The 22,619-nt window shown below is 53.8% G+C and carries 17 protein-coding genes; 6 read left to right on the top strand and 11 right to left on the bottom strand.

Translation table 11 applies throughout. The features are described from left to right. Positions 1-71 precede the first annotated feature (71 nt). The 7 genes from FE848_RS03485 to FE848_RS03455 all read right to left on the bottom strand — a co-directional run bounded on the left by FE848_RS03485 (position 72) and on the right by FE848_RS03455 (position 8,707). Entirely contained in the window at positions 72-1,565 is a 1,494-nt protein-coding gene (locus FE848_RS03485) for a parallel beta-helix domain-containing protein (RefSeq protein ID WP_200201363.1), read from the bottom strand. Positions 1,566-1,811: 246 nt separating this feature from the next. Beyond that, positions 1,812-2,837: an AraC family transcriptional regulator gene (locus FE848_RS03480; protein WP_227715133.1), complete on the bottom strand. Its 1,026-nt coding sequence runs from the start codon at positions 2,835-2,837 to the stop codon at positions 1,812-1,814. Between the two features lie 161 nt (positions 2,838-2,998). Then, a complete protein-coding gene (locus FE848_RS03475; RefSeq protein ID WP_200201362.1) occupies positions 2,999-3,325 on the bottom strand; it encodes a GreA/GreB family elongation factor in 327 nt (108 codons plus the stop codon). 241 nt (positions 3,326-3,566) lie between these two features. Beyond that, entirely contained in the window at positions 3,567-5,810 is a 2,244-nt protein-coding gene (locus FE848_RS03470) for a heavy metal translocating P-type ATPase (protein ID WP_200201361.1), read from the bottom strand. Between the two features lies 1 nt (position 5,811). Beyond that, entirely contained in the window at positions 5,812-6,468 is a 657-nt protein-coding gene (locus FE848_RS03465; RefSeq protein ID WP_200201360.1) for a c-type cytochrome, read from the bottom strand. Further along, a complete protein-coding gene (locus FE848_RS03460; RefSeq protein WP_200201359.1) occupies positions 6,465-7,094 on the bottom strand; it encodes a cbb3-type cytochrome c oxidase subunit II in 630 nt (209 codons plus the stop codon). Before FE848_RS03460 ends, FE848_RS03465 begins: the two co-directional genes overlap by 4 nt. After that, positions 7,091-8,707 carry a cbb3-type cytochrome c oxidase subunit I gene (locus FE848_RS03455; protein ID WP_200201358.1) on the bottom strand — a complete coding sequence of 539 codons (1,617 nt, stop codon included), beginning with the start codon at positions 8,705-8,707 and terminating at the stop codon, positions 7,091-7,093. The genes FE848_RS03460 and FE848_RS03455 overlap by 4 nt, the downstream gene beginning before the upstream one ends. A gap of 338 nt (positions 8,708-9,045) precedes the next feature. On the opposite strand from FE848_RS03455, the gene FE848_RS03450 reads away from it, so the two are divergent. Continuing rightward, positions 9,046-11,424 (top strand): DUF6351 family protein, encoded by a 2,379-nt coding sequence (locus FE848_RS03450; protein ID WP_200201357.1) that lies wholly within the window; start codon positions 9,046-9,048, stop codon positions 11,422-11,424. Positions 11,425-11,440: 16 nt separating this feature from the next. Here FE848_RS03450 and FE848_RS03445 read toward each other — a convergent pair whose 3' ends face one another. The 3 genes from FE848_RS03445 to FE848_RS03435 are packed head-to-tail and all read right to left on the bottom strand — an operon-like array spanning position 11,441 to position 17,391. Beyond that, the gene (locus FE848_RS03445) at positions 11,441-13,630 is read right to left on the bottom strand and encodes an EAL domain-containing protein (RefSeq protein ID WP_200201356.1); all 2,190 of its coding nucleotides are present in this window, start codon (positions 13,628-13,630) and stop codon (positions 11,441-11,443) included. Further along, positions 13,611-14,522, bottom strand: a complete 912-nt coding sequence (locus FE848_RS03440) for a GGDEF domain-containing protein (RefSeq protein WP_200201355.1) — start codon at positions 14,520-14,522, stop codon at positions 13,611-13,613. Before FE848_RS03440 ends, FE848_RS03445 begins: the two co-directional genes overlap by 20 nt. A gap of 4 nt (positions 14,523-14,526) precedes the next feature. Then, positions 14,527-17,391: a CHASE domain-containing protein gene (locus FE848_RS03435; protein ID WP_200201354.1), complete on the bottom strand. Its 2,865-nt coding sequence runs from the start codon at positions 17,389-17,391 to the stop codon at positions 14,527-14,529. Between the two features lie 130 nt (positions 17,392-17,521). On the opposite strand from FE848_RS03435, the gene FE848_RS03430 reads away from it, so the two are divergent. Continuing rightward, positions 17,522-17,755, top strand: a complete 234-nt coding sequence (locus FE848_RS03430) for a hypothetical protein (protein WP_200201353.1) — start codon at positions 17,522-17,524, stop codon at positions 17,753-17,755. On the opposite strand, the gene FE848_RS03425 is transcribed toward FE848_RS03430, so the two are convergent. After that, positions 17,752-18,807 (bottom strand): AraC family transcriptional regulator, encoded by a 1,056-nt coding sequence (locus FE848_RS03425; protein WP_200201352.1) that lies wholly within the window; start codon positions 18,805-18,807, stop codon positions 17,752-17,754. The genes FE848_RS03430 and FE848_RS03425 overlap by 4 nt on opposite strands. Positions 18,808-18,995: 188 nt before the next feature. Between FE848_RS03425 and FE848_RS03420 the strand changes: the two genes are divergently transcribed. From FE848_RS03420 to FE848_RS03405, 4 genes are all read left to right on the top strand, one after another. Next, positions 18,996-19,316, top strand: a complete 321-nt coding sequence (locus tag FE848_RS03420) for a 2Fe-2S iron-sulfur cluster-binding protein (RefSeq protein ID WP_200201351.1) — start codon at positions 18,996-18,998, stop codon at positions 19,314-19,316. A 58-nt stretch (positions 19,317-19,374) separates the two neighbouring features. Next, positions 19,375-20,766, top strand: a complete 1,392-nt coding sequence (locus FE848_RS03415; protein ID WP_200201350.1) for a cytochrome P450 — start codon at positions 19,375-19,377, stop codon at positions 20,764-20,766. 4 nt (positions 20,767-20,770) lie between these two features. Continuing rightward, positions 20,771-22,072 carry an NAD(P)/FAD-dependent oxidoreductase gene (locus FE848_RS03410; protein ID WP_200201349.1) on the top strand — a complete coding sequence of 434 codons (1,302 nt, stop codon included), beginning with the start codon at positions 20,771-20,773 and terminating at the stop codon, positions 22,070-22,072. A 147-nt stretch (positions 22,073-22,219) separates the two neighbouring features. Next, positions 22,220-22,609, top strand: coding sequence for a DUF6858 family protein (locus FE848_RS03405; protein WP_200201348.1), 390 nt, complete (start codon positions 22,220-22,222; stop codon positions 22,607-22,609). Positions 22,610-22,619 lie beyond the last annotated feature (10 nt).

Raw genomic sequence — 22,619 nt, 5'->3', positions numbered from 1 at the left:
GGATATATCCGAAAGCCTGTTTTCAAAAAAGGGGAAGCGAGGCCCACCACGAAGGTGTGGGCCTCGTGGTTTTACAGTGCGCAGGACGCGGAGCTTGGGTCGCTTGCGTCGTCTTCGCCACAACCGTAGCTGGTGCCATTGATGGTTGCTTTTGATGGGCTGAGTGCCGCAGGCATAGTGGCGCATGCCATCAGGTTGGTCTGGCTGGCTTCGAACAGGAAGTCTGGCATTGCGCCATCTACGAGCTTGCTGCCATCACCCTCAGGATCGAACACAACGCCATGGCTTACGTTGCCGTTGTTTGCGGAACAGATGTAATCCCCTTGGCTGAAAGGAGCCCCTGCTGTTGTTGCATCCGCCCCGACATAAGCTACCAGTTCGCCTAGTCCGTCATACAAAATGGCCGGGAATGCCTGATGGAAGGCGTTGAAGCCCGTGATGATATCGGTAATCAAATAGCCGGTAGGTGCATAGCTTGAATTCTGGATCTCGTTATCATGGATCGAAATGTTGCGGGGCACTGCTTCCCAGCCGTCATCAATGACAGTGGTATATTTGGGGTTTACGTAGCCGAGGTTCTCGTCTGCAATGTAGTAACTGGTAGTGACAATTGACGTGGTTTTATGGTCCGTGATGCGGTTTTTATAGATCTCAACATCGTTTGTAGACAGCACAATGATGCCGGTCCCTGGCGGTACAATGTGAACCCCACCTTCAAAATCGCCTACTTTCGCAAAGTTTACCTCGTTGTTGTTTAGCACTTCGTTGTCAAATACTCGCACGTTGGTGCCGTAAATATCGTTACCAATGGGCAGATCGAATATCAGAATGCCACCTGTATTCTTGCGGGCGATGTTGTCGTATACGTCGGCGTTGATTGAGTTCTCGATCTCAATACCTGCCACGTTTTCCTCGGCAATATTCCGACGCACTACAATGTTTTCTGACTGGCCAACATAAATGCCCGCGTCTGCCGACCCGCGCACGTATGAGTCTTCAATCAGTATGTTTTTGGATTCAACCGGGTATAGGCCATAGGCACCGTTCTGGTCGTTCAGTTCACCTTCCCACACAGTCGCAACTGACTTGAGAATAATGCCGTCGGTATTTTTGAATTTAATGGCGTTGGCTGCAGCCTCGTAAACTCCGAGATCTTTTATGGTGACGTCTTTGCCATTCTGAACAAACAGCCCGTCACCACCGGTAGAATTCTCAAAGTTCAGAATGGTTTTCCCCATTCCGTAACCGACGATGGTGATATTTTCAACTGGAATGCCATCGCCGTCGGAGTCTGCATCAAACGTGAGCGTGCCTTTGATCGAAAAGGTTCCTTGCGGGAACACGATGACATCGCCGGATTTGGCGTTGATAAAGGCATTCTTGGCTGCGGTAGTCAGGGTGTCATCGGCCGGAAGCATGATTGCCCCCTCCGGGAACGTAACGGCTGGCGGTGATTCATTATTGCTGCCGCTGCCGCCGCAACCTGCCAGCAGCAGTGCGGGGACAATGCCCACGAGTAAAAGGGGGTTTTTGTTGATGCTGATGTGATTGTTTGTAGCCTGCATACCAACTCCAGATGCATGAGATATTGTTGTTGTTTATTTATGGCGAGCCGAGCAGCACCGAGTAGAAGAACAGCACGGCTGGATAGCAAACTATGCAGGATTGACGAATATCACGAGCAAAACCGCTGCGCAGAATACGGCAGCCTGTGTGCAAAAACTCCAAGCCCTTCTGTCACAATGGCCAGAGGGGAGTTTCTGTGGTCTGAGCAAATTGTTGAAATTGCAGAAAGTGATCAGGTAGGAACCCTAGTGAGCCTCGTTGTTCTGGCGAAATTCAGTAGGTGTGCACTGTTGGATTTCCCGGAACGCACGGTTGAATGAGCTCAAGGTTCTGTATCCAATGTCCAGTGCAATATTGAGAACGGGCGTATCCGGTTCGGCAATCAGGCGCTCCGCGGCTTCGGCGATTCTGAGTTGGTTAATGTAGTCGTTGAAGTTGCGGTAGCCTAATTGCTTGTTGATCAGTGCACGAGTGCGATATTCCGGAAGCTCGAGTTTTCTCGCCAGCATTTTCAAGGTCAGATGTTCTGTGCGGTAATATTTTTCTTCCATCACGCTCGCAAGGCGAGCAATGTGCTCATCCTGGACACCTGGCTGGTTACTGGTTTCGGATGCCTGCACTGATGGCATAGCTTCAACTTCGGGGGCAGGGCCGCTGCGGAACGAGAGATCGCTGAATCTGCCCTTCAAAAGGAAGGTGGCTATGGCTACGCCCGCAATGGAGACTACCAGTGCTCGGTTAACTGCGTAGGCAGCATCCAGATTGAAGGCCAGGGCCACAAGAAACACAGTGGTGCCTGCAACAACCAGAACGAGCGCCCGAAGCTTTCGGCGCGGTTCCACCAGGTCAGAGGACCAGTCTGCAAGAACTGTCCAAAGGCCGTTTGCAATGATCAAAAATTCAAATACTTCTCCAAGTTCCCAACCGAAAAAGAGCAGGAGCCCCTGCGCACTCTGGTGATCTGAAAATAGCCTTGCTGTACAGGGCGCGATTACACTGTAGAGCGCCATAGCGCTCCATGCCGAAAATAGCTTTAAACGCTGGCGGAAGGTGGTCTGACACAGCAACCAGAACAGGGCTGGAAGCATTACTTCCAGATTCAGCGTAAGCCATTGCCAGTGGGGTGGCGCAAGTGGGTGGAGTAAGAACCCGGAGCTGGCGATTAGAAAAACCGCGAACACCCGTGCAGCGGATGAATGTTGTAGCTCTCGGGTTGTGGTGATCAGGAGGATAACCAGGCAAGCCAGGCCAAAGCCGGTCAAAATCAGCATGCTTGAAATACTCGACGCTGTTTATTGTTGTTTGCGCTAAACGCTTGCAAACATGTCACTCAGGCGTGCCGGTGTCAATTACGACCAGCAATGCGACACGAAGTGGCACGGCTGAGAGACTATGCGTCGAAGAGGGAGGAGGCGTTTTTGGCGAGGTTACTTCAGCTTGAGACGTTCAGAACAACAGCATGCCCTTCTTCGTTACCCGACCCCAGTTTAACAACACTCCCTGGCTTGGTGCCAAGCAGCGCGAGGCCGAACGGTGAGCCTATACAAACATCATCTTTTTCGGCTTCAGGGCAGGATCCGGAATCTGTTAATCGGAAGGTGAGTTCCGATGAGTCGAGGCAGTTGATCAGCGTTACAGTGCTGCCAATCATAGCCGTATTTTCGGGGGGGATAACGGGGTTTCTGTAGAGCCTTCCCAGTTTTGCATTAAGCGTTGCGATATCACGTGAACCCAGGTTAAAACCTACATTCATCATCATGTCAGTATCTCTGCCTACTAAAAATATTCGTTTTGTTACTGGTGCCACAAACGTTTAGACGTTTATGTTTTTTAAAAGTATCAGGAAGCTCGCGAGCACCGTATGGCGGGGCTCGCCGACTAATGGAAAGTAATCGAAAGGGGAAATAAAGAAACCATGGAGAGCTCCTTCACTGAGGTTGCCGGCACCATAGCACCTTTGGATTTAAAGGCAAGGGTGCGGAGGGTAAGGGTACTAAAGTCTATGTAAGGGGCTGAAGGGAGGAGCTGAGTTTGCAGGAAGAAACTGCTGAGTCACATTCGATCTGGCTCTGCATGCGCAGGCTGTTTAGCAGCACGCATAGACTGCTGAGTGACATGGCAACGGCTGCGATTACCGGCTGAATCCAGCCTGTAACCGCCAGTGGAATTACCAAGGCGTTGTAACCCACTGCCCAAAACAGATTCTGATACATCAGCTTACGTGCCCGTTGTGCCAACTGCAGGGTGGTGGGTACCTTGGCGATGCTTTCCGTGAGATAAACAGCTGCTGCTGCGCCAGTGGCGGATGCCGCATTGCCCACGGCGATACCCAGTCTTGCGCCGGCCAAAGCCAAGCCATCATTGAGGCCGTCGCCTACAAATACGGTGGGAGTCTGTTGTTCCAGGTTTGCGATAAAGCTGTGTTTCTGCTCGGGGGAATACTCTGAGAGCACATGTTCCGGAGTAATACCAAGGCGTTTGGCCAGATCCAGACAGGCCTTGCGAGTGTCGCCGCTGAGTAAATAGATTACGTAGCCCTGCTGCACCAGCTGGCGGATCGTGGCTGCCGATTCCTGCCTGAGAGTCTCCTGAAAACCGATCTTGCCGGCATAAAGCCCGTTGCAGGCCAGATGAACACTCATTCCCGTATCTTCGGTGGGCGGAACGTCGATGCCCTGTTCCCTCAGCCAGCTGGCGCGCCCGACCAGCGCGACCGTCTCCCCGTTTACCCAGCGTGTTCCAAACCCGGAAAAACTCTCCCGTGTTCCTTCAGGTGCTGGCTCAGGCACTGAATGCCTATTCGCCATCAGGCCCCGGGCAACCGGGTGTGGTGACTCCAGGAGCGTATCCTGCGCCAGTTGCAGCAGGCCGCTTTCCGTCCATTGCTTGGCAGGCGTGATGCTATTTACGCTGGGTTCGCCCGTAGTCAATGTGCCGGTTTTATCGAAGACAATCGCACCCACTTCAGCCGCTGCCTCAAGGGCGGCAGGATCTTGCAATACGATGCCGCGATTGATCATGTTGGCATGCCCCATGGTGATCACCAGAGGGATGGCCAGGCTAAGAGCGCAGGGGCAGCTGATGATCATAACGGCCAGCCCGCGTGCCGCAGCCTCTGGAATCGGAACGCCTTGAACAAGGGCAAGGCCCACGGCCGCTGTGGCTGCAATCAGAATAACGGGTAGCAGAATGCGTGCAATGCGATCAGTCAGGCGTTGAAGGGTGGTTTTACGGCTAAGCAAAGCGCTGATGGAGCGGGATAATTGGTCGATACGGCGCTGGCCGGTGCTGGCGGTTACGACCAGTTCCAGTTCACCTTCCACCAACTGGCAGCCTGCAAGCAGTTCTGCACCTGGCCCGAGCGCCTGAGGCATATGTTCGCCAGTCAGCATGGAGAGATCGGCTTGGCCGTGCCCTTGCACAATCTGGCCATCCAGAGCCAGCTGTTCTCCAGCCCTGAGCACGATGTGTTCGCCGGCCTTAATGTCGCTGGCTTGGCGGGTTTCGAGTTTGCCCTCAGGCGTTTTGAGGGTTACCTGATCCGGCACGTGCTGCAGGTAGCGACGAATGATCTCCGAGGCGCGCCGGCGCACGCTGGTATCCAGCAATCTTGCGATCAGCTGGAAGGTGATCAGCATAACCGCGGCGTCGAAGTACACATGGTAGCTGCCAGAGATAAGCTGCCATATAGAGATTATGCAGGCCGCGAAGACTGCGAGAAAAATAAGGCTATCGAGGCCCGGTGCGCCTGCAATCAGCGTGCGCCAGCCCACCCGATAGAAGTGAGAGCCAGAATAGAGCACGACCGGAGCGGCGAACAAACCGCTGGCGACGGCCAGTGGCCATAAGACTTCCGCCTCTACCGCACCAAAGGGTGCCAGATAGATTAACAGGGCCGGCATCATGCTCCACATGCCAAAGACTACAGCCACCGCCAGTCGCCGTTGTAAGTGCTTGCGCACCGACTCGGCCTGGAGCTTGCTGCGGTCAGGATCAACCGAGCTGTGCAAGCGGTAACCCAGGCGGGCAACAGCTTGCTGAAGGTTCGCCAGCGGGGGCTTCTCCTTGTCCCAGCAAATCATTGCCACATCTGCTGCAAAGTTCACTGCAGCGTCGCTGACCCCCGGTTGTTTCTTCAGCAGCGCTTCAACGGCAATCGCACAACTGCCACAGCGCATCCCCTCAATCATCAGGATGTCCTGATTCTGTTGTTCCTGCGCTGTGCTTCTGTTGTTGGCGGCCATCTCAGGGTTCCCCGAAAACCTCCTTCAGTTCCTCCGCAGACCAGTCCCCACGATCGCCAAAGCGCTCTTTGTGCTCTGTTACTGTCGCCGGGTCGATCTCACCTGCGCTATTGCCCCATTCGCTGCGGGCATAACTCAGAACTGCGGCCAGTTCGGCATCGGAGAGTGTGCCGCCAAACTTGGGCATAACGCCCTGGAAGGTGTTGCCAGCAACCTGGATTTCGCCTTGCAGGCCGTCGTGTACGATGGCCACCGGGATGGCCGCGTCCGCTAGCAACCACTCACTGCTCGCCAACGGAGGAAAGGCACCAGGCACACCCTGCCCATTTGCCTGATGGCATGCGCTGCATTGGGCGCTGTAAATCGCTGCCCCATCCGCCTTGGCGGCTGCCGTGCCGCCACCAGAGTCGGGGCTTTCTGAGGATGCAGAACCGCTGGCGTCAGCATCATCCGCAGGCCCGGGTTCCTGCTGCACAGCCGCCACCGCTGAGCGGCTGTCGCCACCCAGCATGGGCTTACCAATCTGCCAGGTGTAATAGCCCACGCCCCATACAATCAGTATTGCGATCCAGGCCAGCACAATTTTTGGCGTGGCGCGTGTGCCTTCTTCCGGTTCGGGCGCTTCACGGTATTGAGCGCGATGATCATGCTGGTTCATGGCGCACGGTTCTCCTTGGGCTCATCGGATTTTGGCTGGGCTTTTGGCAAAGTCGGTGCCGGATAAGTGTGGTCAAGGGCGAGCATGTACTCAGCCAGGGCTAAAGCGTCCTCAGTGGCAACGATTTTTCCGGTTTCTGGACCGTAAGGTGGCGGAATGTTCACCACTTTGTCGCCTTCTGCCGGTTCATTCACATGACGGAACAGGAAGGGGTAAGACGGCATAATGCTGCCTTTAATGATCGCCCTCGGGTTGTACAGGTGCATCAACTGCCAATCGATACTGGGCTGGCGAGCGCCAATGTTGAACAGGTCCGGGCCGGTACGCATGGTGCCCAGCAAATGTGGCTCATCGTAGGCGTAGTCTCCAGGCACCGATGGCCGGCCCCAGCCCCGCGCTTTATCGCCTGGCGCAAAGCTTGGGTCCCTCGGCTGTTGGCTGTGGCAGTAAACGCAGCCATTGGCGATATAGACCTGGCGGCCACGTTGCTGCTGTTCCGTGTAGGGCTTGAGATCGGGCGGTACCTGTTCTGCAGACATTTGCAGATAAGGCATAACCACCAGGGTAAGCGTGGCCAGCAACAGAATGAGCGCTGCGCCGACCATGATTGCGAGAGCACGTTTCATTGGGCGTTCTCCTTGGTGGCTGGGCGGAAGAGAGTCGGTTGCTCAGTGGCAGCACCGCGGCGCATCAGCATGGCGATGAAGTGGAATGCGAACACCAGGTGCCCCAGCGTCATCAGAGCACCACCGACGGTGCGGGCCTGAAGTGCGGGCAGTGTCATTTTCACTATGTCCATGAACGGCATGGCGGCATCAAGCAATGCAACGCCTTGCTTCCAGCCTGCGATGGTCAGCGACACCACGTAAATCAGAATGCCGATGCTCACCAGCCAGAAATGCAGGCTGATCAGCTTGCGCCATGGCCATTCCCAGTTCGTGAGGCGAGGCATAATGAAATACACGGCACCAAACAGAATGAAGCTCAGGAAGGCATACATGCCGAGGTGCGCATGAGCCACGGTGTAGTGGGTGAAGTGAGTAATTACGTTAATGCTGCGCAGTGCTTCCATGGAGCCTTGAAGCGAAGCCACGGTGTACATGAGCGCACCAATCCATACAAAGCGCAGGGTTGGCGAGTCTTTCAGGCGCCCGAAACTGCCCATCATGGTGCCGTGATGGTTGATGGCTACGGTAATCACCGGAATCGACATCATCACACTGTGCACAATCGAGAGTGTGACCAGCCAGGTTGGAATGGGGCCGCCAATCAGGTGATGGATACCCACCTGACTGTAAAACAGCGCCAATGACCAGAAGCCAATGAGCGATAGCTGATAGGAAATAATCGGCTTGCCGAGAATTTTCGGGATCATGTAGTAAGCAATACCAATGCCGATGGGCGTTACCCAGAGCCCAAGTACGTTGTGAGCGAACCACCAGTTAACTGTGGCGCCAGAGGCACCGGGAAAGGCAAAAGGCAGATTGGCAATAAGGAACAGGAAAGGAAACCAAACCAGCGCCGCCATCAGGTACCAGCTGGTTACATACAGGTGCTCCACCTTGCGGTTGGCAGCAGTGAGCAGCAAGGGAATAGCACACAGAGCGCCTCCTATCACAAACAAAATGTCGATTTGCCAGGGAAACTCCAGCCACTCCTCGCCATCGGATAGGCCCAGCGTGATGGCGCTCAGCCCGAGAACCAGACCAATGTTCCAGATAAAGCCGCCAAGAACAGCGTATTTTCCGCCAGCCAGAGAGGTTTTAAACAATCGTGGTATCAGGAACAGCGCAACGCCAATACCGGCCATGGAGGCCCAGCCGTAGGTAACGGCGTTCAGGTGTACGGGGCGAATCCGGCCGAAGGTAAGGAACTCACTGGCCGTCAAAAAGTCCGGAAGGTGCATTTTCATGGAAGAAGCCAGCCCGAAAAACGAGCCCAGAAGCAGCCAGAAAACCGACGAACTCAGCCAGGTGAGGACCGCTGTTCTTGAGGATTGATCAGCTGTCCAGCGTGCCTCTATGGCCGCGGCCTGCTCACTGGTGTTGCCGGTAAACGTCGGGTCTGAAGGGCGCGCAGGGTCCTCACTGTGGCCTTCCTCCCCCGGAGAGAAAATAGTGCGTGCCGCTGCCTGACCGTGACTGAACTGATTGTTGGCAATAGACCAGATCAGAAGCAGCAAACCTACCGTGGAGAGCACGAAGGTAATGATCAGGAGAATGGCGATGGTGGGCGTCATAGACTGTCCTGTTGATGCATTACAAATACCTCTTTGTGGGAGCCGCCACTCCGAATCTTGGGAAGGCGGACTTTCAAAGCGGTATGTGTATTCGTTTGGAAGATAACGAAGAGTCGCAATACAGTAACGCGACAAGCCAGATCGGACGATAGTTGTCGTTGTTCTAAATCAAGTCTGGGCGGCAGCGTGAAGGTTTACGCTTTACCGGTGGCGCCCTGTACCTGCGGTGAAAGGTGGACTAGGATTGAAAAGAAAAAAACACAGCTTTTCGTGTAGTGCCAGCTTCCAGCTTCGATAAAACGCTCGGTGACAATAATAACGCCAAGAGGGTATTTTCGATGCTTACTCGCCTGATAGCGCAATCCTTAACGATTGCAGGAATATCTGTGTTTCTGCTTAGTGGTTGTTTTGGTGGCTCCAGTAGCAGTTCCTCAAGCCCGCCAGATCTTGATCTCGTCAGTCTTTCCAGTGCGCCAAACCAAGTCAGCGGCGATACGGTGCTGGTTGGTCTGGAGGGTGATGCAACAACAGTCTCCAGAGAAATGAACAGCCTCAAATTCTGGCTCAACGGCACGATGGTCAGCCCGGAAGTAAGGACTGGTCGGAATGGCCCCGAGATTCTGGTGGCCGGGCTCGTGGAGGGGGAAAACCGGCTGGAGCTGCACCATAGTGAATCCGGCCCCTTGAGTGATCTCACTTTGACCGTTCACCCAGTGAGTGGGCCAATATTCTCTGGCCCTCAGCAATATCCGTTCGTATGTACCGTTACAACCGAGCTGGGAAAACAGCCTTTGGTGGATACCCAAGGCGATGCCGGCTTCCCGGTTATGGATAGCGATGCTAACAAGATAGGTTTGAGCAAGGACTGTTCGATCGATTCTTATGTGGAGTTTGTCTATCGCACAACAGGCGCTAGCTGGGCTGCGTTGCCTGACGATGGTTCCCGGCCTGCAGATATGGCCACCACTGAACTGACCGATGGTCGCACTGTTGATTTTGTGGTTCGACAGGAGCGGGGCACTATCAATCGGTTTATCTACAGTTTTGCCACACTTGCCAGTATCGGGGATGAGCCGGATGACACATCGGCTGCAAACTGGAATGGCCGGCTGTTGTTCCACTTTCAGGGCGGCGTTGCCATAGGGCATTCACAGGGCCGTGTTAGCAACAGCCGAGCGTTGCGCCCAGATGCCCTTGCGAAGGGTTATGCCATTATCTATTCCACCGGTACCAAAGCAGACACCCACTACAACCTACGGGTGGGTGGCGAAACGGCATTGATGGTGAAGGAGCACTTCATCAAGCGCTTCGGTGTGCCTGAGTACACAGTGTCCGTCGGCGGCTCTGGTGGCGCTATCCAACAGTACGTTTATTCTCAGAATCATCCCGGCTTGCTGGATGCAGGTATGCCCCAGTACTCCTATCCCGACATGGTCACCCAGACCATTCACATCGGTGACTGTGAGCTGTTGGAGTACTACATGGACGTTACCGATAAAGGCAATGCCAAGTGGCAGATCACCAAAAACCGCTCCTGGTTGGTGGGGTTAAATGCCACCGACGAGTACCCCGACCCGTTTGCGGATGCAAAGCAAATGTTGCAGCTTAGCACCGCTCCGGGAATGACTGAGTGCATCCCGGCATGGCGCGGGCTCACGCCTTTGGTTATGAACCCTGCGTTTGGGTATGCGGATAATCAAGAACTTATGGAGCCAGCCGGCGTGATGGGTACCGTGGAATGGTCTCATTATGACGATTTGAGAAATATCTACGGCGTTGATGAGAACGGCGACCCGCGCACCTTGTACGACAACGTTGGCGTACAGTACGGCCTCGGAGCATTGGTTGATGGCAAAATCACCAAAACCGAGTTTCTCAAACTGAACGCGCAGGTTGGCGGATGGAAACATCCGTCCGAAATGGTGCAGGAGGGCTTTCCGTTTATTGGTACGGAAGCAGACGTCTTTGCTGATCCAACCAAGTTCGACCCCTGGAGCTCCCGCAACATGAACCTGAGTGCCGATGGTACGGCGCCAGCACCTCGCACTGAGGGTGATTTGTTAGCGATTCAGGCGGCCTATGACGTTGGGATGGTCTTCGACGGCCAGCTCAATATTCCGGTTATAGATTGGAGGCACTACTTGGAGGAAGTGCTGGATATGCACAACAGTCACCAGTCCTTCTCAGTGCGCCAGCGCATCATCAACAAGGTGGGAGACTCAGGTAACCAGGTAATCTGGTTTACCGACGGCAGGCCAACCGACACTTCGGATGGAAACAGACCGAGGCCGGATAAAAGCTCAGACCCAACCATGGATGCGCTGGGTGTGCTGCACGACTGGCTAATGAATATGCGTGAGAATCCCGAGCTGAGTATCGCCGACAACAAGCCGGCGGCAGCGGTAGATAGCTGCTATAAAGCGGACGGTTCTCTTATCGCCAAAGGAGACAATGTCTGGAACGGCATTCTCGATGCGCAGCCTGATGGCGCTTGTACTGCCGAGTTCGAAACCTACACTACGTCTCGGATAGTAGCGGGTGGCCCTATCGAGGGTAGTATTTTCAAGTGCGCGCTAAAGTCGGTTGAAACAGCATTGAACGACGACACCTACGGAACCGTTTCATTCACGGAACCTGAGATTACGAGGTTGAATGAAATCTTCCCTGATGGTGTTTGCGACTACAGCCAGCCGGATCAAGGACGCCCCGCAGGCTAAATGAAGCCCGGAAGAGTCAGTTCAACGCTGGCGCTTCCGGGTCCATAAACGTCTCAATAGGCTGTGGAACCCCGAAGAAGTAACCCTGCAGGCACACGTGAGGATGCAGGGTTGCGAGAAAATCTGCATGAACCTGGGTTTCGACACCCTCCGCAACGACGCGAGCGCCCATGGTGTCGCCAATCCTTACAACCATTTCAACGATGTTGGCGTTCATAGGCTCATTGGGGGCTAAAAGCACGAAGCTGCGGTCAATTTTGACCTCGGATATAGGCAGGCGTTGCAAGCGGGATAGCGACGAATAGCCGGTTCCAAAATCATCGAGTGAGAAGGTGCACCCCAGGCTGCGCAAGGCCTCCATCTTTTGGATAACGGTTTCCAGATTGTCAGCTGAAACGCTTTCTGTGAGTTCCAGGGTAAGCAGCTCAGCGGGAAACTCGGACGCGGCTACCAGGTTTTCCACGGCCGCTACAAAATCATCTTCTACGAAGTGCTTAATCGATATGTTAATGGCGCAGCGAAGCTCGGGATGAGTTTTGTGAACTTTTACCATCTTCTCCATGGATTTGCGCAGAATCCAGCGTTCAACCTTCACAATTTGCCGGGTATTTTCCGCAAGAGGGATGAACTCGCCCGGGCCCAGAAGACCGCGTTCGGGGTGATCCCAGCGAACCAGAATCTCAAGCCCGTAGAGAACCCTCTCTGGAGACAATTGGGGCTGTGCGTACAGCACCAGTTCATCGCGCTCTAGCGCCCGCTTCAGCTCCGATTCAATCTGTAGCTGGTGGCGAATTTGATCACTCATGGAATCTTCAAAAATAGCGATTGGCCGATTAGCCGCTTTGGCACTGCGATGTGCCGTTTCCGCGTGTTGAAGGGCGGATGTTGGTGAGTCTGAGCTGTCGGTAGGGTATAAGGCGGCACCAACTGTGACTTCAAGGTGGAGAGCGGGGTTGTCGCCATTTTGAATGGGTTCGGTCAGGCTATTCTGGATACGATCGTATAACCCCAGCACAACCCGATACGCATCATCAATGGCCCACTGCTTAGGCGCCAGAACAATACCAAACTCGTCGCCAGAAAGTCTGGCTATGGAATCGTCGGTAAACACAGCCCTGCGCAGGCGTTTCGCGAACTCCCTGATCACCAGATCACCGCATTTAAAACCGAAGGTTTCGTTGATATAGCGGAAGTTATTGATATCAACTACGAGGACAGCGGTAGATACACTGCCGCGAGTACAGAACTTTAATACGGTACCGAGCTGATTCAGGAACAGGGCGCGGTTTGACAGGCCGGTAACCGGATCGCGCCACTTCAGTTCTTCCAGCCGCTGCTCTGTCTCTTTTACGTTGGATATGTCATTAAACACGACTACGTAGTGCGTGACGTTATTGTTGTTGGAGCGAATGGTGCTGATGGTTCGGAGTTCCGGGTAGAACTCGCCGGATTTGCGCCGGCTATGAAGCTCGCCCGACCAATGGTCATGCTCCGTCAGATGCTTGCAGATGCTGTCCAGACTTGTTTGAGTATCAATATCCTCACTCAGATTCGCGTAGCTTCCGTTGAGCACCTCTTTTTCGGAGTACCCGGTAATGCGGGAAAATGCAGAGTTCACTGCAACGATGGTGTCGTTGGCGTCCAGGACGATGATACCTTCCGAGGTTGCCATGAAGACCCTTTCGAACAGGTTGTTGTTGGGCTGTGCGGTGTTGCTCAGCTTTTCTATCTGTTCTTTGAGTTGCTTATTGAGAGCCGTGATGTGTTCGAGCATACCGCTGAGGGAAATGTGCGTGCGCACTCGGGCCCTCACCGCAGGCAAGCGGATTGGCTTGTGGATATAGTCAACGGCGCCTGCTTTATATCCTTTCTCTTCTGATTTCGAGTCGCTCAGGGCTGTGATAAATATAACCGGTATATGCTGCAAATCGCGTCTGGCTTTCAGATCACGGCACATCTGAAAACCATCGGTACCAGGCATCATAATGTCCAGCAGAATGAGGTGGGGTTTGTCGCCTTGCCCAAGAATACTCATGGCTTCCTCGGCACTGGATGCAACCACCAGATCGTAGTCCTCACTGAGGGCATCTGTCAGGACAAGAATATTGGTAGGCTCATCGTCAACAACCAGAATCTTTGGTTTGCCACTTAACCTGAGCAGCTCTGACCCATCTTGCGTAGCTAGTTCATAGTAAGGGTCTGACACAGTTGCGACCTCCATCTTCCTTGGCTTCATAAAGATGCTTGTCTGCGGCTTCGACCAACTCTTCGGCAGTTGACAAAGATGACGGCTGAATTGCCGAGCAACCTACCGATACAGTGAAAGGCGTGCAGGTTTTCGCAAATTTGGGGCAGCTCTGACATTCTGCCTGTATGGACCTCATCAGGTTGTTGGCTGCCAGCACTGTGCTTCGTTGATCAGCCCCGGGTAAAAGCGCGACAAACTCGTCACCTCCGAGGCGTGCAACCACTTCGCCAGCACGTGCGAAGCTGGTATTCATGGTAGCTGCCAGCTTTTGCAGGCACAAATCGCCCTGGGCGTGACCGTGCTGATCATTGATCTGTTTGAAGTGATCCAGATCAACCAGCACCAGTCCAAGGGTATTGTCCTGGCGTGAAGCTCGTCGCCATTCCAGATCGAGCTGTTGATAGAACAATCGCCTGTTGCCAATCCCGGTTAAGGGGTCAAGAAGTGCTGCTTCTGCCAGCATGTCAGTTTTGCGCTTCAGGTCAATAAACGTGGATACTTTGGCGCTCAGGATGGTTTTGTTGAACGGCTTCAGTACATAGTCTGTGGCGCCATGCCGGAAAGCTTCCTCAATATCCTGTGTGTTGTCCGAAGCAGAAACGCAGATGACGGGCACGTCCAGATAAGGCTCTGAAGCTCTCAGCTCGTTCAGAAAATCGAGCCCGGACCCATCGGGCAGGTACAGATCGAGAAGGACTAAATCGATCTCCCCAGACAGAAGTTCTCTCGCTTCAGACAGGTTTTGGCTGATAATCAGCTCGCAGGCGTCCCCCAGAATGCCGACGAGGCTGGCAATGCCTACTGGCTCGTCTTCTACGATCAGCACCGTTGGTGCTTTATTTATATCCATCAGGTTAACTGCCCCGGCTTTCAGGTTTGATCTTCGAAAGCAGATCGATAGCCTCGCTGAATTTGTAGGTCTCGAATGCCCGGCGCAGGCGGGACGCCAGGATGGTTTCGCCATTCTCGCTCAGAAATCCGAGCACCTGATCAATATCATCGTCACTCGCAATTCGGTTACCACCCAGTCGCTGCATCATCCGTTCAATGACCCTGTTCACAGGTTCGCTTGTCTTGTGATTGGCCAGAGCCGGGGGTTCCGCATCGCTGTCCATTTCCGATAGCTGCTGAGTATGGTCCACCAGGATTGCCAGAAGCGTTTCCGGTCCGGTTGTCGACTGGCCCGACTCGGCAGCTTTTTCAACCTTATCTGCAACACCGGCCAGTTCAGTATTGGCGATATTGGCCGCTGCCCCTTTTATCTTGTGAGCAATGGCTTTGATTGCTACCGAATCGTTATGCAGCAAGCAGTGTTCCAGGGCAGCGATCATCTCTGTGGAGCTGGCCAGAAAACTGCGCCGGCAACGTTTGAACAGCTCGGGGTCGGCTCCGAACAGGGTTTGGAACGCAGGCCGGGATATAAAATCGGGCAGTTCAGCATCAGAGCCTGGTTCCAGTGTGCTTACCGGCTGAGCCGGAGGAGACTGTTGGCCGCTGGCAACATGCTCTTTGAAAAAGGCTTGCAGCAACCTTTGGATGTCTCCGGGAAGAACAGGCTTGGTCAGGTAGTCGTTCATACCTGCGCTGTATGCACTGCTGCGATCATGTTCAGATATTGAAGCCGAAAGCGCAGCGATGATGGGTTGGCTGATGCCTTGGTGCCGTCGAATCTGGCTGGCAATGTCCTGTCCCGTTTCACCATCCAGATGGAGATCCATCAGAACAAGATCGAATGGGCGGCTTTCCAGGCGCCGCATGGCATCGGCGCCGTTGTGGACAGACTCGGATTGCACACCAAACGAGCTAAGGTAGCTTGTAACAATTTCACAATTGAGTTGCACATCATCAACGATCAAGACTCTCAAATTGTTGAACAAGGGTTGGGGAGAAGGCGTCAGGTGCCCATAGACGCAAGTGGGGCGTGTAACATGCCGGCTGCCGATGCTTTCTTCGTTTTCGGGCAGAGTCACGGGAAGCATAAGGGTGAACGTGGCGCCCTGGTTTTCCGCGCTTTCCAGGGTGAGTGTCGCGCCCATGAGCTTGGCAAGGTGGCTGCTGATTGACAGGCCCAGGCCTGAACCTCCATATACGCGACTGGTGGATTCATCGGCTTGACGGAAGTTCTCAAAAACCCGCTGTTGATCCTCTTCTCTGATCCCGATGCCGGTATCTTTCACCGTAATCTCCAAAACCCCGTGGGTTTTGTCAGTGCTGCTAAAACCAATGCTTACCGTTACGCTGCCTCTCTGGGTGAACTTGATTGCATTGCCCACCAGGTTGGTGCATATCTGGGAAATTCGCATGAGGTCGCCAGTGACACACCTGGGTGTGGACGGCGCAATGTTTACTCGCAGTTTCAGCCCTTTCTCTTCGGCCGTGATGGCGAATAATTCAACGCTGCGTTGAACCAGCGCTTCGATCTCAAACGGCTGATAATCAAGCTCGATATGATCTGCTTCAATTCTGGACAGGTCCAGAATGTCATTCAGAAGCTGCAACAATACCTCGGAGGCTAAAAATGCTTTGCTCACCAGACGTCGGGAGTAGTCATTGAGGTGAGCTTCTTTCAAAAGCACCAACATGCCGATAATGGCGTTCATTGGCGTACGGATTTCGTGGCTCATGTTGGCCAGGAATGCCGTTTTCACCTTAACAGCAGATTCGGCTTCGAGCTTCTGCATGTTCAGTTCTGCTGTCTTCTCGATAACTTCCTGCTCGGCCCGCCGTTTGCCGTTGGAGAGGAGAAGGAATGCAAGCAGGATAAGGCCGTTGATGATCAGACCACTCACCAGAATGGCTGCGGGTTGCCGGCTGGCGTTGTATTTGTCGAAAAGCCGGGTTGTCTGAACGTCAAATTGCCACTCCCGCCCATAGATATCGAGAGAGTAGGAAGTCTGGAACATGGGTGAGGTGTCGTAGTTATTCTCCCCTGTTTCAGTGAACTCGCTGTAAAGCTGGTGTTCGCCATCACTGATTTGAAAGTGCAGCAGCCGGTTGGTGTTGGCCAGGGTGCCTTCCATTAGCCGGGACACAAGAAAAGGCGCGTACACAAGGCCGAGGAAGTCAGCTTCCCTGTTATCGTTATGCTGTGCTTCGAGGGTGCGATAGAAGGGGTGGAAAAACAGAAAGCCGGGCTTCTTTTCATCGTCCTGAACCAGCGCTATGGGGCCGGTAATTTGTGTTTGGCCTGTGCGCATGGCTTTCTGAGCTGCAGTGAAACGGTTCGATTCGTGTGCCATATCAAGGCCAATAGCGGCTTCGTTTCCGGCGAGAGGTTCAAGGTAGGTGATGGGCCAAAAATCCGAACCTGTGTGAGGCGGGTGAACACGAAAACCAGGTCGCTCTTTCCGCTCTTCTGCCAGATAGGCTTCAAGGTTTCTCTCCGGCACCCTTTTGATAACGCCAATACCGCGAACCCCGGGCAACCGGTCTTGCACGGCAAGAACTTCTGCAAATTGCCGCCACTGGGTGAGTGAGAGGTCGTTGTTGTTTGCACGGATGGCACCTGCTCCGGAAATCAACGCAAACTCGTACTTTTGCATCCGGTCCATTAACAGTTCGTTGAGCTGCTCAACCCGTTGATCAAAGTGGTCTTCAGCCCTGGCATCGGCGATCTGTGACGAGATCTGCCAGGCTGCAACAGTCAGCAAAAAGGAAAGGCAGATCACTATCCAATGCAGTTTGGTTATCTGAGCTGCGGCGCCCCTAGTCTTTCCCATATACTTATCTGTTAAACGGTGAGTTTGAGTACCAAGACTCAGGTTAGCTGAGGACTCTGGGAACTACTAGTAAGACAAACAGTTAGGAGGCTGGACGTGAAACTGTATCGGTGTCTAATAAAGGAAGCTTATGAGCCCTGAAGAATGGCAGCAGGTTCTGGAAGTGATTCCGGACGTGCGTGATGGCCTGACACGTACAGAAAGGCTCATCCTGTACCTGATACATGAAACCCAAAAAGAGCGGAATGGGCGGAACGTTCCAACCGTTATGCTTTATGGGCGGGTGCTTGAATACGTTGATATGAGTGAGGCAGAGCTGCACGTTTATCTGGACAGGCTGGGTGTGCGAGGCGATGGGGTTTAGCTTTGACGGATTGCCTGCTTTCGATACTGATCAGGCGTTAGCTGAAACCAGCGTTTGAAGGCTCGCCGAAAATTGGAGCTGTCATGGTAGCTGAGGATAGCTGCAATCGCATCCACCGACATAGTGCTGTTGAGCAGATAGCTACTGGCCTGCTGCGACAGTATTTCATCGCGAATACTGCGGAAGCTTCGGCCTTCCAGCTCCAACCTTCGGGCCAGGGTGCGCTTGCTGATGAACATCATGGCTGCCGCTTCTTCTTCGCTGAGCACTCCCGGAGGCTGCGACAGCATCAGTTTTTGTAGGCGGTGGGTCCAGTTGTTGGTTTTGAGCGGTAGTTTCTGCAGCATTGATTGGCACTGCCGCAGTGCCAGTGAGTAGTTTTCATTATTCGCCGCAGCGTTGGGAATATCGCAAAGATACGCGGGGATCTTCAGTATCAACTCCGGAGAGAAAAACTCTATGTCCCCGGGCAGATATTCAGCATACCGAAGACTGTAATCAGGCTCCGGAAAGGAGAAGCAGGTGCGCGCGCCTTCTACCGGTTGCCCGATAATGAACTCTGCACACTGAAAGAGAATGGATGCGTAGGCTTCTGAAATAACGCGGTGCACATCCGCATCAAGCGCCATATCAAAGTAGCAATAACATTCCCAATAATACCCGCTGCGCTTCAACTCCAGGTGGGAAAAGTCGGCTCGGGTGGGAAGGTAGGTCTCGAATGCCTTCAGCGCGATCAACAGGTTGGGGCTGCTGCTGGCCATAAACCCCATGGCCCCATGGGTGGTCGGCGTCAGGCATTGCCCAATGCGCAACCCAAGAAGTTCATCATCAGTCATCCGTAAGGCGTTTTGCAGTATCTGCATTTGCTGGGTGGATGTGAGCAGTGTGTCATCCTGCATCAACTGATCCACCGAGAGACCCGTCTGCGCGAGCAGGGTGGGCAGCTCCTTTGCTTGCAGGCCCAGTACCCGGGCGATCAGGCGAGAATAATTCGGGGGTATGCAGGCGTTGTTTCCCACCGTTCGGCCTGTGGCCGGCTGTGTGTTCTCCATTTCATTTCGCCTTTCCAGTAAGCGCCTCGACATCACAGTGTCTTTAAATGACCCTGTGATGTCAAAAAATGACCTCTTTTGCCGGGCTCTGATTGCCTAGTCTGGTGTTGTCGGACACGAAGGTATGTCTTTACTCGTCGCCTGCGATACAGGTGGCCATACGGTCAACCGGTTTTGTGGAGCGCTTTATGGGCAGTATTACATTCATCGAACACGACGGTGCTGAACACGCTGTTGAAATAGAAACGGGTAAATCCCTGATGCAGATAGCCATGAATAACGGCGTGCCTGGCATAGATGCAGACTGCGGCGGTGAAGCGGCCTGTGGTACCTGCCACGTGATCGTTGATGGCGATTGGGTTGCGAAGACAGGCAAGGCCAGCGATGAGGAGTTGCAGATGTTGGATATGACGCCGGATAGAGCGGCTACTTCCCGTTTGTCCTGCCAGATCATCGTAACGGATGCGATGGATGGCCTGGTTGCGCGTTTGCCTGAGTTTCAGATGTAACAGGCGCTGGTCACCCCTCACCCCCAAAAAAGACAATAAAAGCAAGGATGGACGCATTATGAATGTCGTTAATATGGTTGCCGAGAAGGGCGCCGCCATTATCCCAATGCCCCTGCAAATCAAGGCTGCCCATGTGCTTTACAAGGCCAAAACCAAACTGGGCATATACAAAGAGTTTCCGGAATTTGTGGAAGCGCCCATTCCGGATGTATCAACGCTGGCGATAGAAGATATTGATGTCAGCAATCCCTTTTTGTACCGGCAAGATCGTTGGGAGTCTTACTTCAAGCGTTTGCGGGATGAATGCCCGGTGCACTACCAGAAGAACAGCGCATTCGGCCCCTTCTGGTCGGTTACACGCTATGACGACATACTGTTTGTGGACAAAAACCACAAGCTGTTTTCCTCAGAGCCTTTTATCGTTATTGGTAAGGCGCCAGATGAGCTTGAGGTGGAAATGTTCATCGCCATGGATCCACCCAAGCACGATGTTCAACGTGCTGCCGTGCAGGGTGCTGTCGCGCCGAAGAACCTGAAAGAGATGGAGGGGTTGATTCGTGAACGCACCCAGGACGTTCTGGATAAACTTCCGCTGAACAGGCCCTTCAACTGGGTGGAAGAGGTTTCCATTGAGCTGACCTCAAGAATGTTGGCGACCCTGCTCGACTTCCCTTACGAAAATCGCCGCAAACTTGTTTACTGGTCTGACCTGGCGGGCGGCGGTGTTGAGTCGACCGGTGGCTTGAATGATACACACGAATTGTTCCGCGGCATGGTGGATATGTCCCGGCATTTTTCACGCCTGTGGTATGACAAAAAGGCGAGAGCGGCAGCCGGGGAAGAAGCTGGCTTTGATTTGATTACCCTGCTGCAAAGCAATGACGAAACCCGAGATTTGATCAACCAGCCGTTGGAGTTTCTGGGCAATCTGGCGTTGCTGATCGTAGGTGGCAACGATACGACTCGTAACTCCATGACCGGTGGCGTGTTTGCGCTGAATCGGTTCCCGGATGAGTTCGCCAAGCTGAAGAGCGACCCAAGTCTGATTCCCAATATGGTGTCCGAAATTATCCGCTGGCAAACGCCCCTCGCGCACATGCGCCGTGTTGCAACACAAGATGTGGAGCTGAACGGCCAAGTCATCAAGAAGGGTGACAAGGTAGTCATGTGGTACGCCTCGGGCAATCGCGACGAACGCGCTATCGACCAGCCAGAAAAGTTCATTATTGATCGCAAAAATGCCCGTAATCACCTGTCCTTCGGCTTTGGTGTGCACCGCTGCATGGGCAACCGTTTGGCCGAGTTGCAGTTGCGTATCCTGTGGGAGGAGCTGCTGGCGCGCTTTGACAATATTGAAGTGATTGGTGAGCCAGAATACGTCCAGTCCAACTTTGTGCGTGGTTATTCAAAGATGATTGTTAAGCTGACCGCCAAACCCACGGAGGCATGAGCTTATGAACCGCATCTGCATTGCCATCGGCGCCAGCCATGCCGCCGCGCAACTGACCACCAGCCTTCGCCAGGAAGGCTGGGAGGGTGACATCCTGGTGGTTGGTGATGAGCCCCACTTGCCTTATCACCGGCCCCCGCTGTCTAAGGCGTTTTTGTCTGGTGAGAAAACGGCTGAAAGCTTGCCGATACGCCCGGCTGCGTTTTATCAAAAGAACGATATAAAGTTTCGCCAGGGACGGGTTACTGCAATCAACCGGGAACAGCAGACACTGACTTTGGTTGGGGGTGATGGAAGGGGTGATGGAGAGAGCAATGGTGAGGGTGAACAGCTGAGCTATCACATGCTGGCGCTGTGCACTGGCGCGCGAGTCCGGAAGGTAGAACTGCCCGGCAGTGATCTGGGCGGAATACATTATTTGCGCGATATGGCCGACGCTGAATCCATTAAACGGAGTGTTGCCGAAGGCCAGCACGCCGTGATCATTGGCGGCGGGTACGTTGGCCTGGAAACAGCAGCATCGCTACGACAACTGGGCATGCAGGTCACCCTGCTGGAGAGAGGGCCGCGAATACTGGGGCGGGTAACCGCGCCCGAGGTATCCGAGTTTTACCATCGGGTGCACACGGAAAGTGGTGTGTGCATTCACACCCATGTGCCTGTTGCAGGATTCTCCGGCAGCGGCCGCGTGCAGAAGGTGGTTTGTGCAGACGGCGCCGAGTTTCCCGCTGATTTGGTTGTAGTAGGTGTTGGTGTATTGCCGAATACGGAGCTTGCAGAGATGGCGGGGCTTAACGTGAACAACGGCATAGTGGTGGACGAAGGTTGCCGCACCAGCGATCAGAACATTGTTGCTGCGGGGGATTGCGCCAATCAGTTCAACAAGCTCTACGGTTGCCGAATCCGCCTGGAGTCTGTTCCTAATGCTACGGAACAGGCCAAAATTGCTGCTGCGTCTGTTTGTGGCAAAAGCAGGGCCTCAGAATTTCTGCCCTGGTTCTGGTCCGACCAGTACAACCTGAAACTGCAGATTGCCGGTCTGAGCCAGGGGTATGACCAGCTGGTTATTCGCGGCGACAGGTTCACCGGTCGAAGCTTTGCGGCTTTCTATTTTAAAGAAGGGAGGTTGATTGCTGCAGACTGTGTAAATCGCCCACAGGAGTTCATGTTGAGTAAACGAATCATCGCGCAAAACCTGGTTGTTCAGCCGGACCGGTTTGCGGATGAGTCTGTGCCGGTCAGGGAATTGCTGCTGGCGGATAGTCCAGCACTGGCTAGTGCCGGGGGGTGCTCACAAACTGCGTAGCTTGCTTGGTGACTTTGTCACTGTGCTTTGTGTGTTTCTGGCCTAGCCTTGTTGAAAAGGCTGGGAGACCTTGAGCGTAGATCAAGCCAGGGTCGCTCAGTAATGCGGTCGACATCCGCATTTCGCTGACAAACTATAGAGGCCGGCATGAAGCAACTGAACTTTCAGGAAAAGTACCCCATCACCGTTTTGGATATCAAAAAGTCTGGAACTCAATATGAATCTGCCGAGCAGATTGCGGATTACTTTAAACGCTGCATAGAAGAGGCTCCCAGAGTCTCCTATATCACCATGTTTGATCACCTGGCCCACAGCCGTGAGATCGAAGGTGACGTCGCGCCTGATATTCAAGCCGCAATAAACGTGGTGTTCTGCTTTGGCCGTGCACTTCCGAACCCCTTTGTGTTGGCGGTAAGACCCCGCTCCATTGGCATTGCCGATATGGGGGATCATTTTGTGGTGAGCTTTATGGATGCCCCGCAGGCACCAGCCAACGAAGCCATGCGTGCCTGGGCACTGGCGCTTCGTAACAGTTAACCTGTGTTCG

It is taken from the genome of Marinobacter sp. 1-3A (assembly GCF_016597775.1).
GTDB lineage: Bacteria > Pseudomonadota > Gammaproteobacteria > Pseudomonadales > Oleiphilaceae > Marinobacter > Marinobacter xiaoshiensis.
The sequence above is the reverse complement of the archived record's forward strand: the minus strand, read 5'-3'. Positions and strand labels throughout refer to the sequence as shown.